The following is a 26,846-nucleotide window of genomic DNA, read 5'->3' on the forward strand; positions in this document are numbered from 1 at the left end:
CCATGCCCGACTGGTTCACCGACGCCTTCCGTACGGAGTACGAGCGGCAGCTCGAGCTGCTCGGCCGGTTCAACCTCGCCCTGTTCGGCAAGACCGGTGTCGGCAAGTCCACCCTGGTCAACGCCGTGTTCGGCGAGCCGGTGGCGGCCACCGGCATCGGCGAGCCGGTGACCCGTGACTCCCACCTGTACCTCGACGAGCGCGGACAGCTCGGTCTGTTGGACACCCGCGGCCTGGAGATCGGTCGTGACGACCGACAGCTGATCAAGGAACTGGAGACGTACGTCCGGCAGATGCGCCGCGAGCCGGTGGACGCCCAGATCCACGTGGTCTGGTACTGCGTGCGGGGGATGGACCGCCGGTTCGAGCCGTTCGAGGCGGAGTTCATCCGCCGGCTGGACGCCCTCGACCTGCCGGTGATCGTGGTGCTCACCCAGGTGCCGCGCGACAGTGCCGGCAATCTCCACCCCGACGCGGTGGCCCTGGCCCGGCACATCACCGGGCTGGGCCTGCCGATCGTCGACGGACGTCCCTATCTCACCTACGCACTGGAGGACCCGTTCAGTGGTCAGTCGTCCTACGGCTTGACGGCGCTTCTCGAGGCGACCTTTCGCGGCGCACCGGAGGCGGTCCATGCGGCGCTCACCGCGGCCCAGCAGATCGATCATCGGCGCAAGGCGGCCCAGGCGCGCCGGTTCATAGCCGGCACCGCGGCGGGGGCGGCGGCCACCGCCGCCACCCCGATCCCGTTCTCCGACGCCACGGTGCTGGTGCCGCTGCAGCTGGCCATGATGGCGCGGATCTCGCAGCTCTACCGGGTGCCGGTGGATCGGGCGGCGCTGATGGCGGTGGCCTCCACCACGGTGGCCACCCAGGCGGGTCGTGCCTCGGTGACCGGCCTGCTCAAGCTGATCCCGGGCGCCGGGACGATCGCCGGTGGGGCGATCGGGGCCGCGGTGGCCTCGTCGTTCACGTACGCCATGGGGGAGGCCTGGCTGGCCGTCGTCCAGCGGGCCGCGGCGGGCGCGCTGCGCGGCCTCGACGGGGTGCTCGACCCCGACCAGGTGCGTGCGGTCTTCCAGGCCGAGCTGCGCCGCCGGGTCCCGGGGTTGCGCGGCCGGTCCTGACCTCTGGCGGAGGCGCTTGTCAGGGGGCAAACTACTTGTTCCGGCAGGTAGTTTGTGAGATTTACGACATTCTGTCGTACGACGGAACACGTAGCGGATCACGATTGGTCCGACCAAACCCTTCTGAAATGACATCATCCCTAGTGGGGCGGTGTTTCGAGGGAAGGGGAGGGTGCCGGAAGGCGCAGCATACGACGATGGCAGGATGGGGTCATGAAGCCGCGAGAGATTGGTATCACCGAACTCGTCCTTCGCGACGCGCACCAGAGCCTGATGGCGACGCGCATGGCCATGGAAGACATGGTCGAGGCCTGCGCTGACATCGACGCTGCCGGTTACTGGAGCGTGGAGTGCTGGGGCGGTGCAACGTACGACGCTTGCATCCGCTTCCTGAACGAGGACCCATGGGAGCGACTGCGGACCTTCCGCACGCTCATGCCCAACAGCCGCCTGCAGATGCTGCTGCGTGGGCAGAACCTGCTGGGCTACCGCCACTACGAGGACGAGGTTGTCGAGAGGTTCGTCGAGAAGTCGGCGGAGAACGGCATGGACGTGTTCCGTGTCTTCGACGCGCTGAACGACCCGCGCAACCTGGCCCACGCCATGCAGGCCGTCAAGAAGGCGGGCAAGCACGCCCAGGGCACGATCTGCTACACCGTGAGCCCGGTGCACACCACCGAGGACTACATCGCGCTGGCGGGCCGCCTGCTCGACATGGGTGCCGATTCGATCGCGCTGAAGGACATGGCCGCGCTGCTGAAGCCCCAGCCGGCGTACGACATCGTCAAGGGCATCAAGGACACCTATGGCGAGGGCGTGCAGATCAACGTGCACTGCCACTCCACCACCGGCGTCACCCAGGTGGCCCTGATGAAGGCGATCGAGGCCGGCGCCGATGTGGTCGACACCGCGATCAGCTCGATGTCGTTGGGCCCCGGTCACAACCCGACCGAGTCGGTGATCGAGATGCTCGACGGCACCCCGTACACCACCACGGTGGACCGGACGAAGCTCGCGCCGATCCGCGAGCACTTCGCCGCGGTGGCGCCGAAGTACAAGAAGTTCATGTCCGCCGTGACCGGCGTCAAGACCGACATCTTCCAGTCCCAGATCCCCGGCGGGATGCTCTCCAACATGGAGGCTCAGCTCAAGGCGCAGGGCGCTGGCGACCGGATGGAAGAGGTGCTGTCCGAGGTGCCGAACGTCCGCAAGGATGCGGGCTACCCACCGCTCGTGACGCCGTCGTCGCAGATCGTCGGCACCCAGGCCGTGTTCAACGTGCTGATGGGCAAGTACAAGGTGCTCACCGGCGAGTTCGCCGACCTGATGCTCGGCTACTACGGCGAGTGCCCCGGCGAACGCAACGCCGAGGTGGTCGAGAAGGCCAAGGCTCAGACGAAGAAGGACCCGATCACCCAGCGTCCGGCCGACCTGCTCTCCCCTGAGTGGGAGCTGCTGTCCGAGCAGGCCAAGGGGCTCGAGGGCTTCAACGGCACCGAGGAGGACATCCTCACCAACGCGATGTTCCCCCAGGTCGCCCCGAAGTTCTTCAAGGAGCGCCCGCAGGGTCCCCGCAACGTGGGGATGACCGAGGAGCAGGTCGAGGAGGAGCGCCGCAAGGCCGCCGGCCTCGACAAGGCGATCCACGAACCCATCCAGTACAAGGTCACCATCAACGGTCAGTCCCGTTCGGTGTCCGTCGAGCCGGCGTGAGGTGACGACCATGCCAGATTCCACGACCAAGGCAGAAAAGACCAAGGACATGTCCGTACGCCTCGAGACGCTGCACGAGCGTCGTGAGGAGGCCGTGCTCGGCGGCGGCAAGGCCCGCCTCGAGAAGCAGCGGGAGAAGGGCAAGATGACCGCGCGGGAGCGCGTCGACGCGCTGCTCGACCCGGGCACCTTCCAGGAGACCGGGATGTTCCGGACCCACCGGACGACCACCTTCGGGATGGACACCGCCAAGGCCCCGGCCGACGGCGTGGTGACCGGCTCCGGTGCGGTGCTCGGCCGCCCGGTGCACGTCGCCTCCCAGGACTTCAGCGTGATGGGCGGCTCTGCGGGCGAGACCCAGTCCAAGAAGGTCGTCGAGATGATGGAGGCGTCGCTGTCCACCGGCACGCCCTTCGTCTTCATCAACGACTCCGGCGGCGCGCGGGTCCAGGAGGGCATCGACTCGCTGTCCGGCTACGGCCAGGTGTTCTACTCGAACGTACGGCTCTCCGGCGCGGTCCCGCAGATCTCGATCATCGCCGGCCCGTGTGCCGGTGGCGCCGCCTACTCCCCGGCACTGACCGACTTCATCATCCAGACCCGCAAGGCCCACATGTTCATCACCGGGCCGAACGTGATCACCGAGGTGACCGGCGAGAAGGTGACCCAGGACGACCTGGGCGGCGCGGACGCACACATGACGCGTTCCGGTGTCAACCACTTCGTCGCGAACGACGATCAGGAGGCCATCCTGATCGCCAAGAAGCTGCTCAGCTTCCTGCCGGAGAACAACCTCGCCGAGCCGCCGCGGGTCAACCCGGACGACGTGGTGGAGCCGAACGCCGCCCTGCGCGACATCGTGCCGGCCGAGGCCAAGAAGGGCTACGACGTCCGCGACATCATCCGCGGTGTCGTCGACCACGCCGACTTCCTCGAGGTGCAGGCGGGCTACGCCCAGAACATCGTCGTCGGTTTCGCCCGGATCAACGGCTACACCGTCGGCGTGGTGGCCAACCAGCCGAGCGTGATGTCCGGCGTGCTGGACATCAACTCCTCCGACAAGGGCTCGAAGTTCGTCCGTTTCTGCAACGCGTTCAACATCCCGCTGCTCACCTTCGTCGATGTGCCGGGCTTCCTGCCGGGCGTCGCCCAGGAGCACGGCGGCATCATCCGCCACGGCGCGAAGATGCTGTACGCCTACTCCGCGGCGACGGTCCCGAAGGTCACCGTCGTGCTGCGCAAGGCGTACGGCGGTGCGTACCTGGCGATGTGCTCCAAGGACCTGGGCGCCGACAAGGTGTTCGCCTGGCCGACCGCCGAGATCGCGGTGATGGGCGCCGAGGGCGCCGCGAACATCGTGTTCAAGAAGGAGATCGCCGAGGCCGAGGATCCGGCGGCGCGCAAGGCGGAACTGGTCGAGGAGTACCGCGAGACCTTCGCCACGCCGTTCATGGCCGCGTCGCGGGGGCTGGTCGACGACATCATCGATCCGGCCGACACCCGCCACGAAGTGGCGATGGCGCTGGAGATCCTGCGGACGAAGCGTCAGCTGCGCCCGGACAAGAAGCACGGCCTCGGGCCGGTGTGATCGGGAGTGACGATGACTGACGAGAACGAGATCACTGCTCTCAGGGACCGGGTGGCCGAGCTGACTGCTCGACTCGCTGCGGCGGAGCAGCGGATGGTGGAGTTCGACCGGATGGCGGTCGTGTGGGCCGAGGAGCACCAGGTCGACGAGGACACCCTGATGGTCATCGCGGCGGCCGTCGCGGCCGTGCTCGGGCACCGGGCCAAGGTCCGCCAGGTCCAATTCCATGAAGGCGCGGGGTGGACCACCGCCGGCCGGATGGAGGTCCAGGACCACCGCAAGACCCAGGCGCGGCCGGCCCACCTGACCGCGCTCACGCTGCACTGAGGACGAGGAGGAACAGACATGAGACTCAAGGTGACGGTCAACGGAACCGCGTACGACGTCGACGTCGAGGTCGAGCAGACGCACCCCTCGCTCGGTGACCTCGGCGTGATCGGTGCCTACACCGGTCCCGCCCCGACCGCCCCGGTCACCTCGACCATGCCGGCGGCGAGCGCCAACTCGGTGGTCGCCCCGCTCGCCGGGTCGGTCGCCCGGATCATGGTGGAGGAGGGCCAGGAGATCACCGCCGGCCAGGTGCTGGTGGTGCTCGAGGCGATGAAGATGGAGACCGAGATCACCGCGCCGGCCGCCGGCACGGTGGGCTCGATCCTGGTCGAGGTCGGCGAGGCCGTCCAGGGCGGCCAGGCTCTGATCGCGATGGCCTGACCGAGCCGGACGACGGTCTGACCGCGTGAACACCGTGGGGAGGTGAGCCGAATCTGGCGGCTCACCTCCCCACTCTGCGAGACTCTCCCGCCCGATCCGCGCCAATGCGTGGATCGGGCGGGAGAGGTTTCGGGCTCGACGGCTGAGATGTCAGATTCGGCTCACGGCACCGGGAAGACCTCACGACGGCCGGGAGACCTCACGACGGCCGGAGGCCTGAGTGCGGCCGGGAGACCTGAGTGGCCCTGGAAGACCTCACTGCACCCGGAAGACCTTGTGCTGGGCCGGCTGCACCCGGGGCCGGACGACCATCCGGTCGATGTTGACGTGGGCCGGCAGGGACGCGACGAAGCCGATGCAGGCGGCGATGTCCTCGGCGGTGAGCACCCCCTCGACCCCCGCGTAGACGGCGTCCGCGCGGGCCTGGTCGCCGCCGAACCGTACGAGCGAGAAGTCGGTGCGCACCATCCCGGGGACGATCTCCACCACCCGGAGCGGCCGGTCGTACGTCTCCAGTCGCATGGACTGGGCCATCGACCGCTCCGCCGCCTTGACGCCGCAGTAGCCGGCGCCACCCTCGTACCCGCCGTCCGCGGCGACCGAGGTGACGAAGACGACCTGCCCACGCCCGCCGTCGGCGGCCAGCAGAGCAGGGGTGAGAGCGCGGGTGACCCGGGCGGCGCCGAGCACGTTCGTCTCGTACATCCGCTGCCAGTTGTCGAGATCGGCCTCGGCGACCGGGGCCAGGCCGAGCGCGCCGCCGGCGTTGTTGACCAGCAGATCGACCCGGGGGCCGGCCGCCGCGGCGAGTGCCGCGACCGAGTCGTCGTCGGTGATGTCGCAGGCCTGGGCGCGGCCGCCGATCTCGTCGGCGAGGTCCCGCAGCCGGTCCTCCCGGCGGGCGGCGCAGAGGACCTCGTACCCCTGGGCGGCGAGGGTGCGGGCTGTCGCGGCCCCGATGCCGCTGCTGGCACCGGTGACGACGGCGAGGGGACGGGTGGGCGTGACAGGAGCGTTCATGCCCGGAGTATCCCGCGCGTCGGGGGCCTCGGGAAGCCGGGGTCTGTTCCGGGGCACTGTTCGGGCGGTGTGCTCGGGAACCACTTCGGGACACTGCTCGGGCGGTGTGCCCTGGCACTGCTCCGGTGCTGCTCCGGGCGCTGCTCGGGGGGCGGTACCACCCGCGGGCAGCCGACCACTAGGCTCAAGGCCATGACTGCAAAGCTGATCCTGCTGCGCCACGGCGAAAGCGAGTGGAACGCCAAGAACCTCTTCACCGGCTGGGTCGATGTCGACATCAACGACAAGGGCAAGGCCGAGGCCCAGCGCGGTGGCGAGCTGCTCGCCGCCGAGGGCCTGCTGCCGGACGTCCTGTTCACGTCGACCCTGAAGCGGGCGATCCACACCGCCGATCTGGCGCTGCTCGCCTGCGATCGACACTGGATCCCGGTGGAGCGTTCCTGGCGTCTCAACGAGCGCCACTACGGCGCGCTCCAGGGCAAGAACAAGGCCGAGATCCGCGAGGAGTTCGGTGAGGACCAGTTCATGGTGTGGCGCCGGTCGTACGACCAGCCGCCGCCGGTCCTCGACACCGACGACAAGTGGTCGCAGTACCACCACCCGCAGTACGCCGATCTGCCCAGCGAGATCCGTCCGCAGACCGAGTGCCTGAAGGACGTCGTCGCCCGGATGCTGCCGTTCTGGTACGACCGGATCGTCCCCGAGCTGCGCGCCGGCCGGACCGTCCTGGTCGCGGCGCACGGCAACTCGCTGCGGGCCCTGGTGAAGCACCTCGACGGCATCTCCGACGAGGACATCCCCAGCCTCAACATCCCGACCGGCATCCCGCTGTTCTACGAGCTGGACGAGGACCTGAAGCCGACCGTGGCCGGCGGGCGCTACCTCGACCCGGAGGCCGCGAAGGCGTCCATCGAGGCGGTCAAGAACCAGGGCAAGAAGTAGTCCGCGAGGCGGCTGCCTTCACGGGTGTGCTTCCGACGACGAACCGGGCTGACGGTGTTCCGTCAGCCCGGTTCGTCATCGGTCGGCCCCCGTCCGGGTCGTCGCCGCGAACGGGGGAGGGGGAGACCGGTCAGACCGGGTCGTCCCCGGTCACGACGTAGACGAGGCGTTCGGCGATCTCGACCGCATGGTCGGCGATCCGCTCGTAGTAGCGGCCCAGCAGGGCGGTGTCCACCGCGGTCTCCACGCTGTGCGGCCAGCTGCCGCCGACCAGCGCCCGGAACTGGTCGCGGCGCAGGTCGTCCATCACCTTGTCCTCGGCGGCGAGGTGCTCGGCGGTGTCGATGTTCAGGTCGCGCAGCATGGCGCCGGCGTCGGCCACCATCGAACCGGCCACCTCGGCCATCCGACGGAAGTTGTCCTGCAGGGTGTCCGGGACGGCGCGCTCCGGGAAGCGGAGCCGGGCGATCTTGGCGACGTGCGCGGCCAGGTCGCCCATCCGGGTGAGTTCGCCGAGCATCCTGATCGCGGAGAAGACCGTACGCAACTCACCGGCGACCGGAGCCTGCCGGGCGAGCATGGAGAAGGTCCGTTTCTCCAGTTCCTCGGCGAGCTCGTCGATCATCCGATCGTTGGAGATCACCTGCTCCGCCAGCTGCAGGTCACAGGTCAGCAGCGCGGTCGTCGCGTCGGCGAGAGCGGTGTGGACGAGATCCACCATCCGCGCCAGGTCGGCCATGGTCTCCCGGAGCTGCTCCCGGTAGGTGTCCCTCATGCCGATCCTCCTTTCGTGCCCCACCCCGTCCGGCATCGGGCCGCCGACCGTCGGGTCGTCGACCGGAGTATGCGGTGCCGCGGCCGACCCTCGCCGTCCCGGTCGCCGTCGCGGCCTGCCTGGTGTCGGATCGTCCCTTGTCACGTGCTGCCGTCCTGTCTGCTCTACAGGGGGGTGACAAGCCAATCTAGCCTGTCGGATGCTCATGCGGTGTCCCGGTCCCGGAGGATGGCGCGGGGGTCCCTTTACCGCATGCCGGAGGTTATCCCACCCTCTCTGACCTCAGGAGCATCTCGGCTGAACTCCGCGTGAACAGTGCGTGAATCGGTCCTCTCGTCGTCGAGGTGCGAGGTCGGCCCCCGTATGATCTGGCCTGTGAACGCCTACCTCGCCGCCGGTGGCGGTCTCCTGGTGGGTCTGCTCCTGGGGATCGCGGTGATGCTGCTGCGCGTCCAGCAGCGGCGGGCCCAGGAGGATCGGCTTCGGGTGGAGATGGCTGCGCGGGTGACCGTGCGCCCTGAGGTCTCCCAAGTGCTCAGCGTGCTGCGTTCGGGGGCGATGGTCGTCGGACCACACGACGAGGTGCTCCAGTCGACCGCACAGGCCCGTACGCTCGGCGTCGTCCGCGGCGCCCGGGTCGTCGTCCCGGCGGTGCTCACGCTGGTCCGGAAGGTGCGTGAGGATCGGCAGTCCCGCAGCACCGAGCTGGACCTCAAGCGGGACGGCCTCAGCCTGCACCTGATGGCGCGGGTGGCGCCGCTCGATGACCGTACGCTGCTGGTCCTGGTCGAGGACCGTACGGCGGCCCGGCGCGTCGACGAGACCCGGCGTGACTTCGTCGCCAACATCTCCCACGAGCTGAAGACGCCGATCGGGGCAGTGACCCTGCTGGCGGAGACGCTCGAGGAGGCGGCGGACAGCCCGGACGACGTCCGGCGGTTCGCCCGGCGGCTGCAGGTCGAGGGTGCCCGGCTGTCCGACCTGGTGCGCCAGATCATCGACCTCAGCCGGCTGCAGTCCGACGATCCGCTGCTCGACCAGAACGAGGTGCTGGTCGACGACGTGATCGGCGACGCGGTCGACCGCAACCGGGTCGACGCCGATGACCGGCACGTCGCGCTCACCGTTGCCGGCACGTCCGGCCTGGAGGTGCTCGGCGACGAGGAACAGCTGACGGTGGCGGTGGCGAACCTCATCGAGAATGCCATCATGTATTCCGAGCGGGGGGCTCGGGTCGCCGTCGCGGCGCGTGCGGTGGTGCTCGGTGAGGAGGACTTCGTCGAGATCAGCGTCTCGGACAACGGGATCGGCATCCCGGAGGACGAGGTGGAGCGCATCTTTGAGAGGTTCTACCGGGTCGACTACGCCCGCAGTCGGGACAACGGGGGCACCGGTCTCGGCCTGTCGATCGTCAAGCACATCGCTGCCGCGCACGGCGGCTATGTCCATGTCTGGAGCAAGTTGGGGCAGGGCTCCACGTTCACCATCCGTATCCCCCAGCACTATGAGCGAGAGGTGGCCGCGGACGACCCGTCCGTGGACGACCACGACACCATGTACCAGCTCGACGCGTCGGGGGCGCGGGGGGCACATTCCCAGGAGGTAGAGGGATGACCCGAGTTCTCGTGATCGAGGACGAGGAGTCCTATCGCGAAGCGCTGTCCTACATGCTGCGCAAGGAGGGCTTCGATGTCGTCGAGGCACCGGACGGCGCGGAGGGCCTGGCGGAGTTCGATCGGGCCGGCGCCGACATCGTGCTGCTCGACCTGATGATGCCGGGCATCTCCGGCACCGAGGTCTGTCGGCAGCTGCGGCTGCAGAGCTCGGTGCCGGTGATCATGGTCACCGCCCGGGACTCCGAGGTGGACAAGGTGGTGGGGCTCGAGCTCGGCGCGGACGACTACGTCACCAAGCCGTTCTCCCAGCGTGAGCTGCTCGCCAGGATCCGGGCCGTGCTGCGGCGGGGCCAGGAGGTCGAGCTCGTCCCCGACGTGGTCGAGTCGGGTGGCGTACGGATGGACGTCGAGCGTCACGAGGTGGCGGTCAACGGTGAACCGGTCCGGCTGGCCCTGAAGGAGTTCGAGCTGCTGGAGATGCTGCTGCGCAACGCCGGGCGGGTGATGACTCGTGGCCAGCTCATCGACCGGGTGTGGGGGGCGGACTACGTCGGCGACACCAAGACCCTCGACGTGCACGTCAAGCGGTTGCGCGCCAAGATCGAGGAGAACCCGGCCCGTCCGGTCCACCTGGTCACCGTTCGCGGGCTCGGCTACAAGTTCGAGGGCTGACCGCCGGGGCCGCTCGCCTGTGCCGGGCCGCTCACCGCAGATCTGCACAGACAGCACACCCCGGTCGGGAGATCGCCCGACCGGGGTGTGTCGCGGCGTACGGGTGCCGGGCAGCCCCGCCGCTCAGCCGTTCGTTCGCGGCGTGGCGGTCGCGCTCGCCGTCGCGGTGCCGGTGCGGGGGGTGGCCGAGCTGTTCGGGGTCTCGGCGGCGACCGGCGCGAGGGTCGCGAAGTCCGGCTTGGTCACGTCGATGACGGGGACCCGGGCGGTGAGCCGGCCGTTGTTCTGGAAGGTGAGCGTCAGCTCGACGTCGACGCCGGGCACGAGCTTGGCTCCGGTGACGGTGGTGTCCTGGTTCTCCAGGATGATCGGCTCCTGGACGGTGACCGGCAGCGGCTGGGGGAGAGCGACCGACAGGGTGCCTGCGGAGTCGCCCGTCGCGGTCAGCGCCCGACCGGAGACCGACTGGAGCGTGTCGAGCGTGGGGGCGGCGGCCTGGGCGGTCTTGGTGTTGCTGAACGGCGTGCTGGACGGGGACCCGTAGAGGGAGCCGGCCAGTCGGGCCTGCGTGCCGTCGGGGCGGGCCAGCACCATCAGGTTGCGCACCTTGACGTAGCCGCGGCCCTGGTCCACCTGGTGTCCGTCGGCCAGGTCGAGGTTCACGCCCTCTGCCTGGGTGTACTGCTGGAGCGTCTGGTGTTCGAAGCCCAGGCGGCAGCCCGCGAGCCCGAACAGGGAGGCGGTGGCAACGATGACGACGGCGGCGCGCTTGGCGTGGTTCTTCAGGGTGGGCACGATTCGGGACTCCTCGTTGGGCCAGGTCAGACTCGTGGACAGAGTAGCCAGAAAGGCGGTCGCCGGGCACCTCGTTTGCCATCGACGGGGGTCACGATCGCGCGGCAATCGAACCCACGCTAATACGTGGGAGGGGGTGTGCCAACTCGATCCGGGCGTGTCTGAGGGCCCACGTGATAGAATCGGCACGCGAAAGGGGACCTGTATGACGTTTGCAGTCGGTGAAACGGTGGTCTACCCCAATCATGGGGCGGCCGTCATCGAGGACATGGAAACCCGCAAGATCAAGGGAGAGGACAAGCTCTACCTGGTGCTGAGGATCGTCGGCCAGAACGATCTGGTGGTTCGCGTTCCAGCGTGCAATCTCGACCTCGTCGGCGTCCGGGACGTCGTGGATGCCGATGGCCTGGAGAAGGTGTTCGAGGTGCTCCGCGCACCGCACGCGGAGGAGCCCGCGAACTGGTCCCGCCGCTACAAGGCCAACCTGGAGAAGCTGCATTCCGGCAATGTGCTGAAGGTCGCCGAGGTCGTCCGTGACCTGTGGCGCCGCGGCAACGATCGCGGGCTGTCGGCCGGCGAGAAGCGGATGCTGGTCAAGGCTCGCCAGGTGCTCGCCTCGGAGGTCGCCCTCGCCGAGAAGTGCGGCGAGGAGCGCGCGGAAGAGTTGCTGGACGAGGTCCTCGCTTCCTGATCCTGCTTCCATGACACATCTCCACACTGCAGTACTTCACAAGGCAGCTCACGCTGCAGTCGAACCGGTCGTCGCCGTGGTGGTGGCGGCCGGTTCCGGCGTCCGGCTGGGGGAGGGCGTCCCCAAGGCGCTGCGTACGGTCGGCGGACGTGCCCTCGTCGCGCATGCGGTGGACGCTCTGGCCGCCGGCGGCGTGGCCCGGGTGGTCGTCGTCGGCCGCCGAGAGCTGGCTGACGCGTTCGCGGCCGCGCTGGCCGATGTCGCCCTCCCGTGGACTCTCGTCGAGGGTGGGGTCGAGCGCCAGGACTCGGTCGCGCACGGTCTCGCCGAAGCCGCCCGGGTGGAACCGTCGGCCCGGCACGTGCTGGTCCACGACGCCGCCCGGCCGTTCGTGCCTGGTGCGGTGGTGTCGTCGGTGGTCGACGCGCTGCGCGGCGGCGCCTCGGCGGTGATCCCCGCGATCCCGGTCATCGACACCATCCGGGTGGCCGATCCCCGCCCCGGTGAGGCCACGGTGGTGGATCGGTCGCGGCTGCGGGCGGTCCAGACACCGCAGGGCTTCGATCTGGCGACGCTGGTCCGGGCCCACGACCACGTACGGTCCGCCGGGGTGGCGGTCACCGACGATGCGATGGCCTGTGAGGCGATCGGTGTGCAGGTGGCCCTGGTGGAGGGGTCCCGCGACTCCCTGAAGGTCACCGAACCGTTCGACCTGCTCGTCGCCGAGGCGGTGTGGCGGCAGCGTACGGTCGACGCGGGCGGCACTGACAATGAGGACGGCACTGACAATGCGGACAGCATCGACACCGCGGACGGCGGAAGTGCCGCCTGGTGACCTCGGAAAGGACTCCCCGGTGAACCACGAACCCCTGCCCGTCGGGCCGGCGCGGATCCGCACCGGCATCGGGACCGATGTGCACCGCTTCGCCGAGAGCGTGCCGATGTGGGTGGCCGGCCTGCACTTCCCCGAGGAGGCGTACGGCCTGGAGGGTCACTCCGACGGCGACGTCGCCTGCCACGCGGTCTGCGACGCCCTGCTGTCCGCGGCCGGGCTGGGCGACCTCGGCTCCAACTACGGCACCGCCGACCCGGAGTGGGCCGGGGCAGCCGGTGTTGCGTTCCTCGCCGAGACCGCACGACGCGTCCGGGCGTCCGGGTGGGACATCGGCAACGTGGCTGTCCAGGTGATCGGCGTACGCCCCCGGATGGCGGCGCGCCGGGCGGAGGGCGAACGGGTGATGGCGGAGGCCCTCGGCGCACCGGTCGGCCTGTCGGCGACCACCACCGACGGACTCGGATTCACCGGCCGGGGGGAGGGGCTGGCGGCGATCGCCACCGTGCTGCTGTTGCGCCGCGATCCGGCCCGGGGGCCGGTGCCGCACTGAGTCGGGGGTCTGATGGGCCCGGCGCCCGGTGGCCTCGGGTGATGGCCTCGGGCCCGGCAAGCCCGGTGCCCCTGGAGATCGTGCCCGATCGACCCCTCTGCCTGAGATAGCCGTGCTCGATCGACCCCGTGCCTGGTCGACCCCGTGCCCGACTCCCTGCCTGAGATACCCCGTGCGGGTGGATCCTCGGCCCGAGGAGATGGCCACGCGGTAGATTGGTGCCGGCCTGCCGTCCCATCTCTCGAGGAGAAGCAAGTGTCCGACACCACTGCCGCCGCCACCCGTGCCTATCGGGAGGCGCTCTCGGTCATCGAGAGCGTCGAACCCCGGATCGCCGATGCCACGCGTCAGGAGTTGACGGACCAGCGAGGTTCGCTCAAGCTCATCGCCTCGGAGAACTACGCCTCGCTGCCGGTGCTGCTGACGATGGGCACCTGGTTCTCCGACAAGTACGCCGAGGGCACCGTCGGCCACCGCTTCTACGCCGGCTGCCAGAACGTCGACACCGTCGAGTCGGTCGCCGCCGAGCACGCCCGTGAGCTGTTCGGCGCCGAGTACGCGTACGTCCAGCCGCACTCCGGTATCGACGCCAACCTGGTCGCCTACTGGGCGATCCTGGCCCACCACGTCGAGGCCCCCGGCCTGGCCGAGAAGGGCGTGAAGAACGTCAACGACCTCACCGAGGCCGACTGGGAGGCGCTCCGCAAGCGCTTCGGTGAGCAGCGGCTGATGGGCATGAGCCTGGACGCCGGCGGCCACCTCACCCACGGCTTCCGGCCGAACATCTCCGGCAAGATGTTCCACCAGCACTCGTACGGCACCGATCCGGCGACCGGCCTGATCGACTACGACGCGCTGCGGGCCCAGGTCCGCGAGTTCAAGCCGCTGATCCTGGTCGGCGGCTACTCCGCCTACCCGCGTCGGGTGAACTTCGCGACGATGCGCGAGATCGCCGACGAGGTCGGCGCGGTGCTGATGGTCGACATGGCGCACTTCGCGGGTCTGGTCGCCGGCAAGGTCTTCACCGGCGAGGAGAACCCGGTGCCGTACGCCGACGTGGTGACCACCACCACCCACAAGTCGCTGCGCGGCCCGCGCGGTGGCATGGTGCTGGCCAAGGCGGCGTACGCCCCTGACGTCGACCGCGGCTGCCCGATGGTGCTCGGCGGTCCGCTGTCGCACATGATGGCGGCCAAGGCCGTCGCGCTGGCCGAGGCCCGTACGCCCGCCTTCCAGGCGTACGCCCGCAACGTCGCCGACAACGCGAAGTCGCTCGCCGAGGGCCTGATGAAGCGCGGCGTGAAGCTGGTCACCGGTGGCACCGACAACCACATCGTGCTGGCCGACATCGCTGCGTCGTTCGGCCTGACCGGTCGCCAGGCCGAGTCGGCGCTGGTCGACTCCGGCATCGTCACCAACCGCAACTCGGTGCCGGCCGACCCGAACGGTGCCTGGTACACCTCGGGCATCCGGCTGGGCACCCCGGCGCTGACCACCCGTGGCTTCGGCGCCGACGAGTTCGACCGGACCGCGGAGCTGATCGTCGAGGTGCTGTCCAACACCACCGCCGCGGACGCCCCGAAGGGTGGTGCCTCCAAGGCGAAGTACGTGATCGCCGACGGCATCGCCGACCGGGTCAAGGCCGAAGCCGGCGAGCTGCTGGGCAAGTTCCCGCTGTACGCGGGCCTGGAGCTCTGAGCGTCGACCGCTGGTCGGTTCTTGCTGATTGTCGCCGGAGGGCGGTCCCGCTGGGGCCGCCCTCCGGGCGTTCGATGGTGGTCCCCAATGACTCGCGCTACCCCCGATGATTCGTGGGCTCTCGGCATACAGCGCGATGACCTGGGGGAGGTCGGGCGGGTGATGATTCCTGGGTCCCGGACGACTCTCAGGATCCCTTCGTCGGTTCCCCGACGAATCTCAAGATCGCCTCGTTGGCTCCCCGACCGTCCCTCGGTTCCCCGACGACTTTCAGGATCCCCGACCTTCCGCGTCATCCCCGACCTTCCACGGCCGAATACGGTCGGGGTTGACGACGTACGTCGGTCTCGTTGAGAGACGTCGGTGTCTGCGGAGAACGTCGGTCTGTAGGGACGTGGGGGTCTCGGTGGGGACGGGGTCTCGGTGGGACGGGGTCTCATGGGGACGCCGGTGCCGGTGCGGACGGGGTCTCATGGGGGACGCCGGTGCCGGTGCGGACGGGGCGTCGGTGGAGACGCCGGTGCTGTCGAGCCCCGCCACAGGGGCAGGGTCCCGGCTCAGCGACGACGTAGGCCCCGCCCGGCAGCTGCCGGACAGGGCCCTACGGAGTGATGTCAGAAAGTCGGTCGATCAGCGCTCGGGGCGAGCCGCGTCGACGCCCTCGAGCATCCAGCGCGGGGTGAACGAATCGGCTCCGGTGATCGCCAGCAGCGCGGCCTCGTCGAGGTGAACAGGCTTGGACATGGTGGGTTCCTTCTGTTGTCGTCCGTGGCGGAGGCGGATGACGTCCTTGTCCGTCCTGCTGCTCCACCGTACGGGAGGGCGCCGTCGCGTCCCAAAAAGGTGACGACGCAACGACGCCTCGGGCCGCGTGATTTCGGACACCTGGGCCTCTCGGTGCTCGGGCCGCGGAACAGCGGGACGTCACATGAGAGGCCGAGGAGGTGACGAGGCCCGGACCGGGCAGGCCGAGCGCCCGTGGCTGGGTGGATCATGCGGCCGGGGACCCTGCGGTCACACCCGTACGCTCCACGGACCGTCGACTCAGCCCTCAGTCCTCGGCGCCCGCCCGGGCCCGGCTGATCTCGTAGAGCGCGATGCTGGTGGCCACACCGGCGTTCAGCGACTCCACCTCACTGCTGATCGGGATCGAGGCCAGCACGTCGCAGTTCTCCCGGACCAGCCGTTGCAGGCCCTCGCCCTCCGACCCGACGACCAGCAGCACCGGTCCGTCGACGCCGGGGATCGCGGCGACGTCGGTCGCGCCCTCACCGGCGAGCCCGACCACCACGAACCCGGCCTTGGCGTAGTCCTGCAGCACCCGGTTGAGGTTGGTCGCGCGGGCCACCGGGATCCGGGCCGCAGCACCCGCGGAGGTCTTCCAGGCCGCGGCCGTCATGCCGGCGGACCGTCGCTCCGGGATCACCACGCCCTGGGCGCCGAACGCCGCCGCCGAACGGATGATCGCCCCGAGGTTGCGCGGATCGGTGACCTGGTCGAGGGCGACGACCAGCGGCGCGCCCGGCGCCTGCAGGGCGTCGGCCATCAGGTCGCTCGGGTGGGCGTACTCGTACTCGGGCAGCTTGATCGCCAAGCCCTGGTGGGTCGCCCCCGCGGTCAGTCGGTCCAGCTCCTGCTTGGTGGTCTGCAGCATCGGGATGGACGTGTCGGCGCACAGCTTGAACACCTCGCGCACCCGGTCGTCCCGGTCGATCCCCTCGGCGACGTAGACGCTGACCACCGGGATCCCGGCGCGCAGCGCCTCGACCACCGGGTTGCGTCCGGCGACCCACTCCGCGCCGCCGCCGCGCGGCTGCTGCGGCGTACGCTTCGGCCGGGAGACCTCCCGGGCCTGTGCGGCCACCTTCGCCTTGTGGGCCTTGTGGTAGACACGGTCCTCGGCCTTCGGCGTCGGGCCCTTGCCCTCCAGCCCGCGGCGGACGCGCCCGCCGGACCCGGCGGTGTTGCCCTTGCCGCTGTTGCCCTTGCCCTTGTGCCGTACGGCGCCCTTGCGCTGCGAGTTACCGGCCATCAGTGCTCCACGCTCCACTTCGGTCCCTGGGGCGTGTCCTCGACGTGGACGCCGAGCGCCGCCAGTGCGTCCCGGATGCCGTCGGCCGCCGGGTAGTCCTTCCGCGCCCGGGCTTCCTGGCGCTGGTCCAACAAGGCCTTCACCAGGCCGTCGACGACCGGCTCCAGTGCCGCCCCGGCGCCGGCCGACTCGCTCCAGACCGGGTCGAACGGGTCGAGGCCGAGCACCCCGAGCATCGCCCGGACGGCGGCGTACGCCTCGCGGACCGAGGCCGTGTCGCCGGCCTCGATCGCCTGGTTGCCCGTCTTCACGGTGGTGTAGAGGGTGGCCATCGCCGCCGGCGTGCCGAGGTCGTCATCCATCGCCGCCACGAAATCCGCTGGCAGCTGGGTCGCCGGGGCGGTCTCGCCGACGACATCCTGCGCCCGGTCCAGGAAGGAGTCGATCCGGGCCAGCGACGCCGTCGCCTCGGCCAGCGAGGTGTCGGAGTACTCGATCGCCGACCGGTAGTGCGGCGCCACCAAATAGAACCGCACCGCGCGCGCCGGGTACTGCCGGGTCACCTCGGTGACCAGCGCGCCGTTGCCGAGCGACTTCGACATCTTCTCGCCGGCCGCGGTCACCCAGGCGTTGTGCATCCAGTAACGGGCGAACGGCCGCCCGGCCGCGGTCGACTGGGCCAGCTCGTTCTCGTGGTGCGGGAAGCGCAGATCCAGCCCGCCACCGTGGATGTCGAACTCGTCGCCGAGGTACTTGCCGGCCATCGCCGAGCACTCCAGGTGCCAGCCGGGACGCCCACGCCCCCACGGGGTGTGCCAGGACGCCGTCGCCGGCTCGCTGGAGTCGGTGCGGCCCTTCCACAGGGCGAAATCGCGCGGATCGCGCTTGCCGCGCGGGTCGGAGTCCTCGGCCGGCGCCATGTCGGCGACCCGCTGGCCGGACAGCCGGCCGTAGTCGGGCCAGGAGCGTACGTCGAAGTAGACGTCGCCCGAGCCGTCCTCGGCGACGTACGCGTGCCCCCGGTCGATCAGCTGCTGGACCAGCTCGAGCATCTCGGGGATGTGGCCGGTGGCCCGCGGCTCGTACGTCGGGGGCAGGCAGCCGAGCGCCTGGTAGGCCTTGTGCAACTCCAGCTCGAAGCGGTAGGCGAGGGCGTACCACTCGACGCCCTGCTCGGCGGACTTGCGCAGGATCTTGTCGTCGATGTCGGTGACGTTGGCGACGACCTTCACCTCGTAGCCCGACCAGGCCAGCCACCGGCGCAGGACGTCGAAGACGACCTCCTTGCGGATGTGGCCCAGGTGGGGGGCCGACTGCACCGTCAGGCCGCAGTGATAGATCGAGACCTTCCCGGGGACGACGGGGACGAACTCCCGTGTCCGGTGGGTCATCGAGTCGTAGAGCTGGAACGTCACGGGCCAAGACTACCGGGAAGGCACCGGACGACCGGGACGGTGCCGTCCGTTCGGGCGGATGCCCGTCGGCGGAGGTGCCGTACGCCGCCGACGCGGCCCTCGGTCACGGCACCCGACGGCGGGCGGCCTTGGCGCGGATCGCGGCCATGTCCAGATAGCCGTTCGTGGCGACCGCGAGGTCCTCACCGGTCTCCCACGGATCGTCCGGCGCCGGCTGGTCGTCCAGGTCGTCGGCGCTCACCGCGGCGATCACCTCGCGCGGCTGGTCGCTGCCGGTCGGGGCGACCGACAGCTCCTCGTCGGGCAGGTGGCTCAGCACGTCGCGTACGTAGCCCTGGGTCGCCTCCAGCAGCGGCACCTCGTGCCCGGCGGCCTCGGAGCGATACCAGCGGTAGTCCAGCATCTCGTGGTAGATCTGCGCCGGCTCCAGCTTGGAGGCGAACTCCTCCGGCACCAGGTGGAGCACCGGCTCGAAGCACTCGGTCAACCACTGGTGGGCGACGACCGACTCGTCGAGGTTCTGCTGGCCGGTGCGGGCCCGGTAGGAGTCGAGGTCGTTGAGCAGCCGGCGGGCCTGGTTCTCCTCGGTGTCGAGGCCGGTCAGCCGCATCAGCCGACGGGCGTGGTGCCCGGCGTCGACGACCTTCGGCTGGATCCGGATCGTGGACCCGTCGATGTCGGTGGTGATGTCGAGCTCGGCGACGTCGAAGCCGAGTGCGTTGAGGCGGCGGACCCGGCCCTCGATCCGGTGCATCTCGCTGCCGTCGAACTCCTCGACCCCGGTCAGCTCATGCCACAGCTCGCGGTAGCGGGTGACGATGGTGTCCACCAACTGCTCCGGGTCGAGGGCCGAGTCCAACAGCCCACCCGCCTCCAGGTCGAGGAACTCGCCGAAGAGGTTGACCCGGGCCATCTCCAGGTCGTGCTCCCGCTGGCCGTCGGACAACCGGTCGTGGAACTCGCCGGTCTCGGCGTCGACCAGGTGGGCGGCGAAGTCCGAGGCGTCGCGGCGGAACAGCGTGTTGGACAGTGACACGTCGCCCCACAGGAAGCCGATCAGGTGCAGCCGGGCCAGCAGGACGACCATCGCGTCGAGCAGCCGGGTGACGGTGTCGGACCGTACGCCCTTGGAGAAGAGCGTGCGATAGGGCAGCGAGAACTGCAGGTGCTTGGTGATCAGGATCGGGTCGAGCGGCACCCCGGCCGGGGTGGACCGCAGCGTGACCACGCCGACCGGTTCGACGGCCGGCGTGCCGAGCCGCATCAGGTCGTGCAGCAGCCGGTACTCGTGCATCGCCAGGTGTTCGACGACCTCCTTGGCGGCGTACACCTCGTTGCCGACCCGGATGAACCGGACGACGTGCCGGGAGATACCGCGCGGGAGCGCGACGAGGTGCTCCGCGGGCCACTCGGCCAGCGGAGTCCCCCAGGGCAGCGGGAGCAACCGGGCATCCGGATGCGCGGAGAGGAACCGAGGCACGTTTCTCAGTGTGGCAGGGAAATCAAGCGGTTGCGGTCCGGGGCCCAGGGATGGCCGGGGCCCCGCAGGCTGGCACGGACGTGCCCGGACCACCGATCGGCCGGGCAGGAGCGGATCGGGCAGACGGGCAGGGGACGTGCGGTCAGGAGATCCGCAGGCCGGTCGCGTTGTCGAAGACGTGCACGTCGCCGGGGTCGACCATCAGCCGCACCCGTTCGTGGCGCTTGGGGGTGTGCCGGGTGGAGATCCGGGCCACCAGCCGATCGGACTCCTGGCGGCTGCTGAGGATCGTCGCGGTCGGCGCACCGTAGAGGTACGCGTCGGCGCCGAGCTCCTCGACCACCTCGACGGACAGTTCGACACCGCGCTCGTCGTGGGACAGCGCGAGCGATTCGGGCCGGATGCCGAGGGTGACCCCGGCGCCCGGGTCGGCCCGGTCGAGCACCTGGCGCGGGATCGGGGCGATCCAGTCGCCGAGGCGTACGCCGCCCTCGACGACCCGGCCCTGCAGAAGGTTCATCGACGGGGAGCCGATGAAACCGGCGACGAAGAGGTTGCGCGGCGTGTCGTAGAGGGCGATCGGGCTGTCCACCTGCTGCAGCACGCCCTCGTCGAGCACGGCGACGCGGTCCCCGAGGGTCATCGCCTCGATCTGGTCATGGGTGACGTAGACGGTGGTGATCCCCAGTCGAGTCTGCAGGGAGGCGATCTGCGTACGGGTGGTCACCCGCAGCTTCGCGTCGAGGTTGGACAGCGGCTCGTCCATCAGGAACACCTGGGGCTTGCGGACGATCGCCCGGCCCATCGCCACCCGCTGGCGCTGCCCGCCGGAGAGCGCCTTCGGCTTGCGGTGCAGGAAGTCCTCCAGGCCGAGCAGCTTCGCGGCCTCCAGCACCCGGGCGGCCCGCTCCTCGTTCGGGACGTTCTGCATCTTGAGGGCGAAGCCCATGTTGTCCGCCACCGTCATGTGCGGGTAGAGCGCGTAGTTCTGGAAGACCATGGCGATGTCACGGTCCTTGGGCGGCAGCGTGGTGACGTCCTGGTCGCCGATCCACACCGAACCGGCAGTCACCTCCTCCAGGCCGGCCAGCATCCGCAGCGTCGTCGACTTGCCGGACCCCGAGGGGCCGACCAGCACCATGAACTCGCCGTCGGCGATGTCCAGGGAGAGCTTGTCGACCGCGGGGCGGTCGGCGCCGGGATAGATGCGGGTCGCTTCGCGGAAGGACACGGTGGCCATACGGGTGGTTCTCCTTTCCACGGGCAGGTACGTGCCCGACGATCCGACTGGAATGTGCTCCCAGTATGACCGTCGGGGTACCGGAGCCCGACGCCGGCCGGTGGAAGTCGCGACAGGCGCCGGTACCGGACGCTACCATTCGCACCGGTCGGCCGCGGGGCGGCCTCCCGCGACCGCGGGTCCGCCGGGTCAGTCCCGGCCGGGTCAGCCGAGCAGCACCGCGGTGAGGTGGTCGTCGGTCGCCGGCTCGTCCACGTCGGCCCGGACGGTGTAGCCGGTGAGCCGCAGCCCGGCGCCGTAACTGGACAGGAAGGCGCTGTCGGCGGCGTCGCGGCCGGTGGCGATCCGGACCATCGTCCGCCGCGGCGCCAGGTGGGTCGGGTCGACGACCAGCCACTGGCCGTCGAGCCAGGCCTCGGCCACCGCATGGAACTCCATCGGCGACAACCCCGGCGCCCACACCGACACGAACCGGGCCGGCGTGTTGCGGGCGCGCAGCAGGCTGATCACCAGGTGTGCGTGGTCACGGCAGACGCCCCGACGCGACTCGAGCACGTCCATCGTCGAGTGCGAGGGGCCGGTGGAGCCCGGGACGTACGCCACGTTGTCGTGCACCCAACCGCCGACCGCCTCGATCAGCGCCGGTCCGGTGAGACCGCCGAACTGGGTGCGGGCGAACTGGCCGAGCCGGTCGCTCTCGCAGTAGCGGCTGGGTCGCAGGTAGGTGGGCAGGTCCACCGGGTCGTCGAGCGGTGGTGGGGCCTCGCCGTCCAGCACCGCGTCGTACGCCAGGGTGAAGTGCACCGGATGCTCGGTGCCGGCCTCGGTGCCGAAGCGATGCAAGCGGGTGCCGTGCGGGCCGACCAGCTGGGAGACGTCGGCGGGCTTCCCGTCGAGGGTGACCACCAGTGACTCCTGGGTCGGGGCGTACGTGGTGGCAGCGGCCACGATCGCGTACACGGTCTGGGGCCCGGACAGGTCTCCGGACAGGCTGGTGTGGAGGGTGCGCCGCATGGCGAATTCCTATCGATGCCGGTGACCGGTTGTCGACTCGACACGGTGTGGTTCCCGGCACGTATCATCCGAACAGCCGTCCGGAAGGAGCGCCGATGAGCGACCCAGCCCCCGAGCCCGTGTCGCGGGCCGACGAGCCCGCCACCGACGAGGTTGCCGTCGACGAGGCTGCCGTCGGTGAAGCCGTCACTGACGAGGCCGCCGAGGGGGAGACGCAGGACCGGCCCTGGTGGGACGACCCGTCGCTGCCCTGGTCGCACGAACCGACCCGGCGTGACCTGGTCTGCTGGAGCGGGATCGGACTGGTCGGCATCTACTCGCTGGTGATGCTGCCGCTGCGCCCGGTGCTGCTCGGCTACACGCCGTACGTGCTCGCTGCGGTGTCCGGGTCTCGGACCGCCGTGGTGATGATCGGCGCGCTCTCCGCCACCGGGGACCACTGGTGGTGGCTCGGCTGGCTGCTGGCCACCCTCAGCATCCTCAAGTTCGACTGGGTCTACTTCTGGGCCGGCAAGCTGTGGGGACGCGGGTTGCTGGAGGTGATGACCGGCACCTCGGAGCGGGCCCGGAAGCGCAACGAACGGGCCGAGCGGTTCGCGCTGCGCTGGGCGGTGCCGGCTGTGCTCGTCACCTACCTGCCGATCCCGCTGCCCGCCCCGATCATCTACGCCTCGGTCGGCGCGGCCGGAATGTCGTGGCGCCGGTTCCTCGTCGTCGATGCGGTCGGTGCGGCCGTCCTGCAGGGGGTCTACCTCCTGCTCGGTCACCAACTGGGCGAGCCGGCGGTCCGGATCGTCGAGACGTACGCGAAGTACAGCATCTGGCTGTCGCTGGTGCTGCTCGCCGTGGTGATCGGCGGCATGCTCTGGGGCGACCGGCGTCGGAAGGCCGTCCGGGTCGCCGACTGAGGACGTCGGCTCAGCCCCGCAACTCCTGCAGGGCCTCCTGGAAGACCCGGAAGGTCTGTTCGTCGCGCAGCACGAAGGTCGCCTCGGCCACCTGGGTCGGGGTGGTCGACACGGTCGTGACGGCGATCCGGGCGGCGTCACGCACCGGCCAGCCGTACGCTCCGGCGGAGATCGCCGGGAAGGCGATGGTCGACACGGCGAGTTCGTCGGCCACCCGGAGACACTCCCGGTAGGACGACATCAGCAGGTGGGTGCGGTCCTCGGCAGGCGTCCACATCGGGCCCACGGTGTGGATCACCCACTGGGCGTCGAGACGGCCCGCCGTGGTGGCCACCGCCTGGCCCGGCGGCAGACCGTCCGGCAGGCTCGTCGCCCGCAGCCGACGGCAAGCCTCCAGCAACGCCGGGCCGCCGGCGCGATGGATCGCCCCGTCGACACCGCCGCCGCCCAGCAGGCTGGAGTTGGCGGCGTTGACGATCGCATCGGCGCGCTGCTCGGTGATGTCGCCGAGCACCAGGGTGACGGACGCGTGGTTGCTCATGAGAGGTGGTTCTGGCCGGGGTCCCAGAAATTCGTCTGGTAGTTGAGCACCTCGCCGGGGTCGAACAGGTCGTCCACCCCGTCGGTGGCGTCGATCTCGCGGCGGGACGGGGAGGTCGGCCGTGACGAGACGGCATTGACCTCGAGCAGCGGACGGAGCCCCGGCGTGGTGGTCAACTGACCCAGCCCCATGTAATTGAGGATCGCCATGGCGTAGCCGAGATCGCCCGGCGGCACCGGCGTCGCCCCGGCGAGGTTGGCGAACTGGCGGGCGGTGTCCTCGACGGCGTCCTGGTCGACGAGCTCGAAGTCGTGGCGGGTCAGTACCGAGACGACGTCACCGTGCGGGATCGGTCCCGGGGCCGATCCGGGAAACCCGGCCGCCCCGGACGCCGACGGCCCGCGGCCTGCCATCGCGCCCGGCCCCCCCGCCGGTCCCGACGTGCCGGTCGCACCGCCGGCGGACGACGTACGTCCCTCGTCGGCGTCGCCGAGGAAGCCGAACCCACGCCCGCAGTAGGCGACCTGGGCGTCCTGAAAATCGAGCAGGGCACCCTCCAGTCGGATGTCGGCATCCTCCAGGTCACGCGGATCCGAGCCCGGCCGCAGCGCCGCCAGCCGCTCGAGATGGATCAGGACCTGCTCGGCGAACTGACGACCGGTGCGGACGACCTCGTGGTACGCGGTCTCGGACCACGGGGCGCCGGCGGAGGGAGAGGTAGGGGCCATGGGGTCTACGGTATAGCGCCACCAGGCTCCCCGGAGGGGAGACCGCCGATGGAGCTCCCACAGGGAGTCGAACCCTGGTCTGCTCTTTACAAGAGAGCTGTTCTGGCCGTTGAACTACGGGAGCGCAGGCCAACATTGTGCCGTGCCCCGCGAGGGATGTCGAAACCGCGCGCGGCGCCCCTACCATGGCTCCATGACCGCCTCCGTCCCCGCCGCCCCTTTCCCGGAACTCGGCGAACGGGAGCGGCGGCTGCTCGATTTCGAGGGTGCCTGGTGGAAGTACGCCGCCGGCAAGGACGAGGGCATCCGCGAGCAGTTCGGTCTCTCGGCGACGCGCTACTACCAGGCGCTCAACGCCCTGCTGGACGACCCGGCGGCCCTGGCGTACGACCCGCTGCTGGTCCAGCGGCTGCGCCGGGAGCGCGACCGACGTCAGCGGGAACGCTCGGCCCGCCGTCTGAACGGCCGCCCCGGCACGGCCTCCCGATAACCGCCGTCGGCCAGCCCGGCGCGCACCTCGAAGGCGTTCGCGGACGCCAGGTCGCCGGTCCGCAGCCACGACCAGGCCATCGCGACCAGGTAGGCCGGCAGCATCGGCAGCCCCAGCCAGGCACTCCACTGGGTGGCGTGGCGTTCCTCGTGGGCGAGCAACCGCGGCAGCCGTACGGTCATCTCGTCGAACCGGCCCCCGGTGATCACCACCGACCCGACGGTGAAGGCACCGGCGATCGGGAAACCCCATCGATAGCCCTCGGCCAGCCACAGCCCGCGCGGGCCCCGACCGATCCGGCAGCGGCCGGCGGCGGCCAGCGCCAGCCCGAGCGGGGTGGACAGGTTGATCCAGTTGGTCACCGTCCGCACGTGCACCAGCCGATCGTGGTCGGCCGCGGGTTCCTCCATGTGGTGCAGTCTCCCACCCGGAGTGTTTGCACTCCCTCGGGGCGAGTGCTAACAATTGCTTTGGCACTCCCCGCGGGTGAGTGCTACGTACGTGGGACTGGTGAGGCCCGACCGGGCCGTCCGTCGCGGGCACCGGTTGCATGGACACCAGACACTGGAACACCCAGACACTACGGACAAGCAACGGGGCCGCGTGCCTCGATTTGCGGGAGGACTCCCGGGACATGGCAAAGCTGATTGAATTCGACGTCGAGGCCCGCCGCGGCCTCGAGCGGGGGATGAACACCCTCGCCGACGCAGTCAAGGTCACCCTCGGCCCCAAGGGCCGCAACGTCGTGCTGGAGAAGAAGTGGGGCGCCCCCACCATCACCAACGACGGTGTCTCCATCGCCAAGGAGATCGAGCTCGAGGAGCCGTACGAGAAGATCGGCGCCGAGCTCGTCAAGGAGGTCGCCAAGAAGACCGACGACGTCGCCGGTGACGGCACCACCACGGCCACCGTGCTGGCCCAGGCCATCGTCCGCGAGGGCCTCAAGAACGTGACCGCCGGCGCCAACCCGATGAGCCTGAAGAAGGGCATCGAGAAGGCCGTCGCCGCGATCAACGAGCAGCTGCTGGCGATGGCCACCGATGTGGAGACCAAGGCGCAGATCGCCGCCACCGCCTCCATCTCGGCCGCTGACACCCAGGTCGGCGAGATCATCGCCGAGGCGATGGACAAGGTCGGCAAGGAAGGCGTCATCACCGTCGACGAGTCGAACACCTTCGGCCTGGAGCTCGAGCTCACCGAGGGCATGCGCTTCGACAAGGGCTACATCTCGCCCTACTTCGTCACCGACACCGAGCGCATGGAGACCGTGCTCGACAACCCCTACATCCTGCTGGTGAACTCCAAGGTCTCCAACCTCAAGGAGCTCCTGCCGGTGCTCGAGAAGGTCATGCAGGCCGGCAAGCCGCTGGTCGTCATCGCCGAGGACGTCGAGGGTGAGGCCCTCGCCGGCCTGATCGTCAACAAGATCCGTGGCACCTTCCAGTCCGTCGCCGTCAAGGCCCCCGGCTTCGGCGACCGTCGCAAGGCGATGCTGGCCGACATGGCCATCCTGACCGGCGGCCAGGTCATCTCCGAGGAAGTCGGCCTCAAGCTGGAGCAGGCCGACCTGACCCTGATGGGCTCCGCCCGCCAGGTCATCGTCACCAAGGACGAGACCACCATCATCGAAGGTGCCGGCGAGGCCGACGCCATCGAGGGCCGGGTCAACCAGATCCGCGCCGAGATCGAGCACAGCGACTCCGACTACGACCGCGAGAAGCTGCAGGAGCGGCTGGCCAAGCTGGCCGGCGGCGTGGCCGTGATCAAGGTCGGCGCTGCCACCGAGGTCGAGCTGAACGAGCGCAAGCACCGCATCGAGGACGCCGTCCGCAACGCCAAGGCGGCCGTCGAGGAGGGCATCCTGCCCGGCGGTGGCGTGGCCCTGATCCAGGCCGCCAAGGCCGTCTCCCTCGACCTGCAGGGCGAGGAGAAGGTCGGCGCCCAGATCGTCTTCCGCGCGGTCCAGGCCCCGCTGAAGCAGATCGCCGAGAACGCCGGCCTCGAGGGCGGCGTGGTGGCCGAGAAGGTCGCCAACCTGCCCGCCGGCCAGGGACTCAACGCCGCGACCGGTGAGTACGTCGACATGGTCGCGTCGGGCATCATCGACCCGGCCAAGGTGACCCGCTCCGCGCTGCAGAACGCCGCCTCCATCGCGGCGCTGTTCCTCACCACCGAGGCCGTCATCGCCGACAAGCCGGAGCCGGTCCAGGCGCCGGCCGGCCACGCGGGCGACGAGATGGGCGGCGTCGGCTTCTGAGCCGACCC

Annotated in this window: 26 protein-coding genes and 1 tRNA gene; 15 read left to right on the forward strand and 12 right to left on the reverse strand. The window is 70.0% G+C overall.

Annotation, left to right across the window (positions count from 1 at the left end):
• The first annotated feature begins 2 nt into the window (after nt 1–2).
• The 5 genes from R0146_RS08370 to R0146_RS08390 all read left to right on the forward strand — a co-directional run bounded on the left by R0146_RS08370 (nt 3) and on the right by R0146_RS08390 (nt 5,139).
• The gene (locus tag R0146_RS08370) at nt 3–1,127 is read left to right on the forward strand and encodes a GTPase family protein (protein WP_317688637.1); all 1,125 of its coding nucleotides are present in this window, start codon (nt 3–5) and stop codon (nt 1,125–1,127) included.
• 213 nt (nt 1,128–1,340) lie between these two features.
• Entirely contained in the window at nt 1,341–2,840 is a 1,500-nt protein-coding gene (locus R0146_RS08375; RefSeq protein WP_317688639.1) for a methylmalonyl-CoA carboxytransferase subunit 5S, read from the forward strand.
• A 10-nt stretch (nt 2,841–2,850) separates the two neighbouring features.
• On the forward strand, nt 2,851–4,428 hold the full coding sequence (locus tag R0146_RS08380; RefSeq protein ID WP_411567130.1) for an acyl-CoA carboxylase subunit beta: 1,578 nt from the start codon (nt 2,851–2,853) through the stop codon (nt 4,426–4,428).
• 12 nt (nt 4,429–4,440) lie between these two features.
• Nucleotides 4,441–4,755 carry a hypothetical protein gene (locus R0146_RS08385; protein WP_317688642.1) on the forward strand — a complete coding sequence of 105 codons (315 nt, stop codon included), beginning with the start codon at nt 4,441–4,443 and terminating at the stop codon, nt 4,753–4,755.
• A gap of 18 nt (nt 4,756–4,773) precedes the next feature.
• The gene (locus tag R0146_RS08390; RefSeq protein ID WP_317688644.1) at nt 4,774–5,139 is read left to right on the forward strand and encodes a biotin/lipoyl-containing protein; all 366 of its coding nucleotides are present in this window, start codon (nt 4,774–4,776) and stop codon (nt 5,137–5,139) included.
• A gap of 255 nt (nt 5,140–5,394) precedes the next feature.
• Here the strand turns inward: R0146_RS08390 and R0146_RS08395 are convergent, their stop codons facing one another.
• Entirely contained in the window at nt 5,395–6,159 is a 765-nt protein-coding gene (locus R0146_RS08395) for an SDR family NAD(P)-dependent oxidoreductase (protein WP_317688646.1), read from the reverse strand.
• 192 nt (nt 6,160–6,351) lie between these two features.
• Here R0146_RS08395 and R0146_RS08400 point away from each other — a divergent pair, with 192 nt between their 5' ends.
• Complete coding sequence (locus tag R0146_RS08400; protein ID WP_317688648.1) at nt 6,352–7,101, forward strand: phosphoglyceromutase; 750 nt, start codon at nt 6,352–6,354, stop codon at nt 7,099–7,101.
• 130 nt (nt 7,102–7,231) lie between these two features.
• Here the strand turns inward: R0146_RS08400 and phoU are convergent, their stop codons facing one another.
• Complete coding sequence (gene phoU / locus R0146_RS08405; RefSeq protein WP_317688650.1) at nt 7,232–7,876, reverse strand: phosphate signaling complex protein PhoU; 645 nt, start codon at nt 7,874–7,876, stop codon at nt 7,232–7,234.
• Between the two features lie 375 nt (nt 7,877–8,251).
• Between phoU and R0146_RS08410 the strand changes: the two genes are divergently transcribed.
• Nucleotides 8,252–9,490 carry a sensor histidine kinase gene (locus tag R0146_RS08410; protein ID WP_317688654.1) on the forward strand — a complete coding sequence of 413 codons (1,239 nt, stop codon included), beginning with the start codon at nt 8,252–8,254 and terminating at the stop codon, nt 9,488–9,490.
• Nucleotides 9,487–10,164 (forward strand): response regulator transcription factor, encoded by a 678-nt coding sequence (locus R0146_RS08415; protein WP_317688656.1) that lies wholly within the window; start codon nt 9,487–9,489, stop codon nt 10,162–10,164. Before R0146_RS08410 ends, R0146_RS08415 begins: the two co-directional genes overlap by 4 nt.
• Before the next feature lie 123 nt (nt 10,165–10,287).
• Here R0146_RS08415 and R0146_RS08420 read toward each other — a convergent pair whose 3' ends face one another.
• Nucleotides 10,288–10,959: a hypothetical protein gene (locus tag R0146_RS08420; RefSeq protein WP_317688659.1), complete on the reverse strand. Its 672-nt coding sequence runs from the start codon at nt 10,957–10,959 to the stop codon at nt 10,288–10,290.
• A gap of 205 nt (nt 10,960–11,164) precedes the next feature.
• On the opposite strand from R0146_RS08420, the gene R0146_RS08425 reads away from it, so the two are divergent.
• The 4 genes from R0146_RS08425 (at nt 11,165) to R0146_RS08440 (ending at nt 14,733) form a co-directional block, all read left to right on the forward strand.
• On the forward strand, nt 11,165–11,650 hold the full coding sequence (locus R0146_RS08425) for a CarD family transcriptional regulator (RefSeq protein WP_317688661.1): 486 nt from the start codon (nt 11,165–11,167) through the stop codon (nt 11,648–11,650).
• 10 nt (nt 11,651–11,660) lie between these two features.
• On the forward strand, nt 11,661–12,485 hold the full coding sequence (gene ispD, locus R0146_RS08430) for a 2-C-methyl-D-erythritol 4-phosphate cytidylyltransferase (protein ID WP_317688664.1): 825 nt from the start codon (nt 11,661–11,663) through the stop codon (nt 12,483–12,485).
• A gap of 19 nt (nt 12,486–12,504) precedes the next feature.
• Complete coding sequence (ispF, locus tag R0146_RS08435; protein WP_317688667.1) at nt 12,505–13,035, forward strand: 2-C-methyl-D-erythritol 2,4-cyclodiphosphate synthase; 531 nt, start codon at nt 12,505–12,507, stop codon at nt 13,033–13,035.
• Between the two features lie 255 nt (nt 13,036–13,290).
• Nucleotides 13,291–14,733 (forward strand): glycine hydroxymethyltransferase, encoded by a 1,443-nt coding sequence (locus tag R0146_RS08440; protein WP_317688669.1) that lies wholly within the window; start codon nt 13,291–13,293, stop codon nt 14,731–14,733.
• A gap of 1,051 nt (nt 14,734–15,784) precedes the next feature.
• Here the strand turns inward: R0146_RS08440 and rlmB are convergent.
• The 5 genes from rlmB to R0146_RS08465 form a co-directional block, all read right to left on the reverse strand.
• On the reverse strand, nt 15,785–16,765 hold the full coding sequence (gene rlmB, locus R0146_RS08445; RefSeq protein ID WP_317688671.1) for a 23S rRNA (guanosine(2251)-2'-O)-methyltransferase RlmB: 981 nt from the start codon (nt 16,763–16,765) through the stop codon (nt 15,785–15,787).
• A complete protein-coding gene (gene cysS, locus R0146_RS08450) occupies nt 16,765–18,156 on the reverse strand; it encodes a cysteine--tRNA ligase (protein ID WP_411567190.1) in 1,392 nt (463 codons plus the stop codon). Before cysS ends, rlmB begins: the two co-directional genes overlap by 1 nt.
• A gap of 127 nt (nt 18,157–18,283) precedes the next feature.
• Nucleotides 18,284–19,660, reverse strand: a complete 1,377-nt coding sequence (locus R0146_RS08455; RefSeq protein WP_317688675.1) for a DUF4032 domain-containing protein — start codon at nt 19,658–19,660, stop codon at nt 18,284–18,286.
• Nucleotides 19,661–19,802: 142 nt separating this feature from the next.
• Entirely contained in the window at nt 19,803–20,900 is a 1,098-nt protein-coding gene (locus R0146_RS08460; RefSeq protein WP_317688677.1) for an ABC transporter ATP-binding protein, read from the reverse strand.
• A 204-nt stretch (nt 20,901–21,104) separates the two neighbouring features.
• On the reverse strand, nt 21,105–21,914 hold the full coding sequence (locus R0146_RS08465) for a transglutaminase-like domain-containing protein (protein ID WP_317688679.1): 810 nt from the start codon (nt 21,912–21,914) through the stop codon (nt 21,105–21,107).
• A 95-nt stretch (nt 21,915–22,009) separates the two neighbouring features.
• On the opposite strand from R0146_RS08465, the gene R0146_RS08470 reads away from it, so the two are divergent.
• A complete protein-coding gene (locus R0146_RS08470) occupies nt 22,010–22,822 on the forward strand; it encodes a DedA family protein (protein WP_317688682.1) in 813 nt (270 codons plus the stop codon).
• 10 nt (nt 22,823–22,832) lie between these two features.
• On the opposite strand, the gene R0146_RS08475 is transcribed toward R0146_RS08470, so the two are convergent.
• The 3 genes from R0146_RS08475 to R0146_RS08485 all read right to left on the reverse strand — a co-directional run bounded on the left by R0146_RS08475 (nt 22,833) and on the right by R0146_RS08485 (nt 24,215).
• On the reverse strand, nt 22,833–23,363 hold the full coding sequence (locus R0146_RS08475; RefSeq protein WP_317688685.1) for an O-acetyl-ADP-ribose deacetylase: 531 nt from the start codon (nt 23,361–23,363) through the stop codon (nt 22,833–22,835).
• Nucleotides 23,360–24,091 carry a hypothetical protein gene (locus tag R0146_RS08480; RefSeq protein WP_317688687.1) on the reverse strand — a complete coding sequence of 244 codons (732 nt, stop codon included), beginning with the start codon at nt 24,089–24,091 and terminating at the stop codon, nt 23,360–23,362. Before R0146_RS08480 ends, R0146_RS08475 begins: the two co-directional genes overlap by 4 nt.
• A gap of 49 nt (nt 24,092–24,140) precedes the next feature.
• Nucleotides 24,141–24,215, reverse strand: a tRNA-Thr gene (locus R0146_RS08485).
• 69 nt (nt 24,216–24,284) lie between these two features.
• Between R0146_RS08485 and R0146_RS08490 the strand changes: the two genes are divergently transcribed.
• Complete coding sequence (locus R0146_RS08490) at nt 24,285–24,581, forward strand: DUF3263 domain-containing protein (protein ID WP_317688689.1); 297 nt, start codon at nt 24,285–24,287, stop codon at nt 24,579–24,581.
• On the opposite strand, the gene R0146_RS08495 is transcribed toward R0146_RS08490, so the two are convergent.
• A complete protein-coding gene (locus R0146_RS08495; protein WP_317688691.1) occupies nt 24,524–24,991 on the reverse strand; it encodes a hypothetical protein in 468 nt (155 codons plus the stop codon). The two genes, R0146_RS08490 and R0146_RS08495, sit on opposite strands and share 58 nt — an antisense overlap.
• Before the next feature lie 224 nt (nt 24,992–25,215).
• Here R0146_RS08495 and groL point away from each other — a divergent pair, with 224 nt between their 5' ends.
• Nucleotides 25,216–26,838 (forward strand): chaperonin GroEL, encoded by a 1,623-nt coding sequence (gene groL / locus R0146_RS08500; protein ID WP_317688693.1) that lies wholly within the window; start codon nt 25,216–25,218, stop codon nt 26,836–26,838.
• Nucleotides 26,839–26,846: the final 8 nt, after the last annotated feature.

The sequence above is a fragment of the Raineyella sp. LH-20 genome, from assembly GCF_033110965.1.
Lineage (GTDB): Bacteria > Actinomycetota > Actinomycetes > Propionibacteriales > Propionibacteriaceae > Raineyella.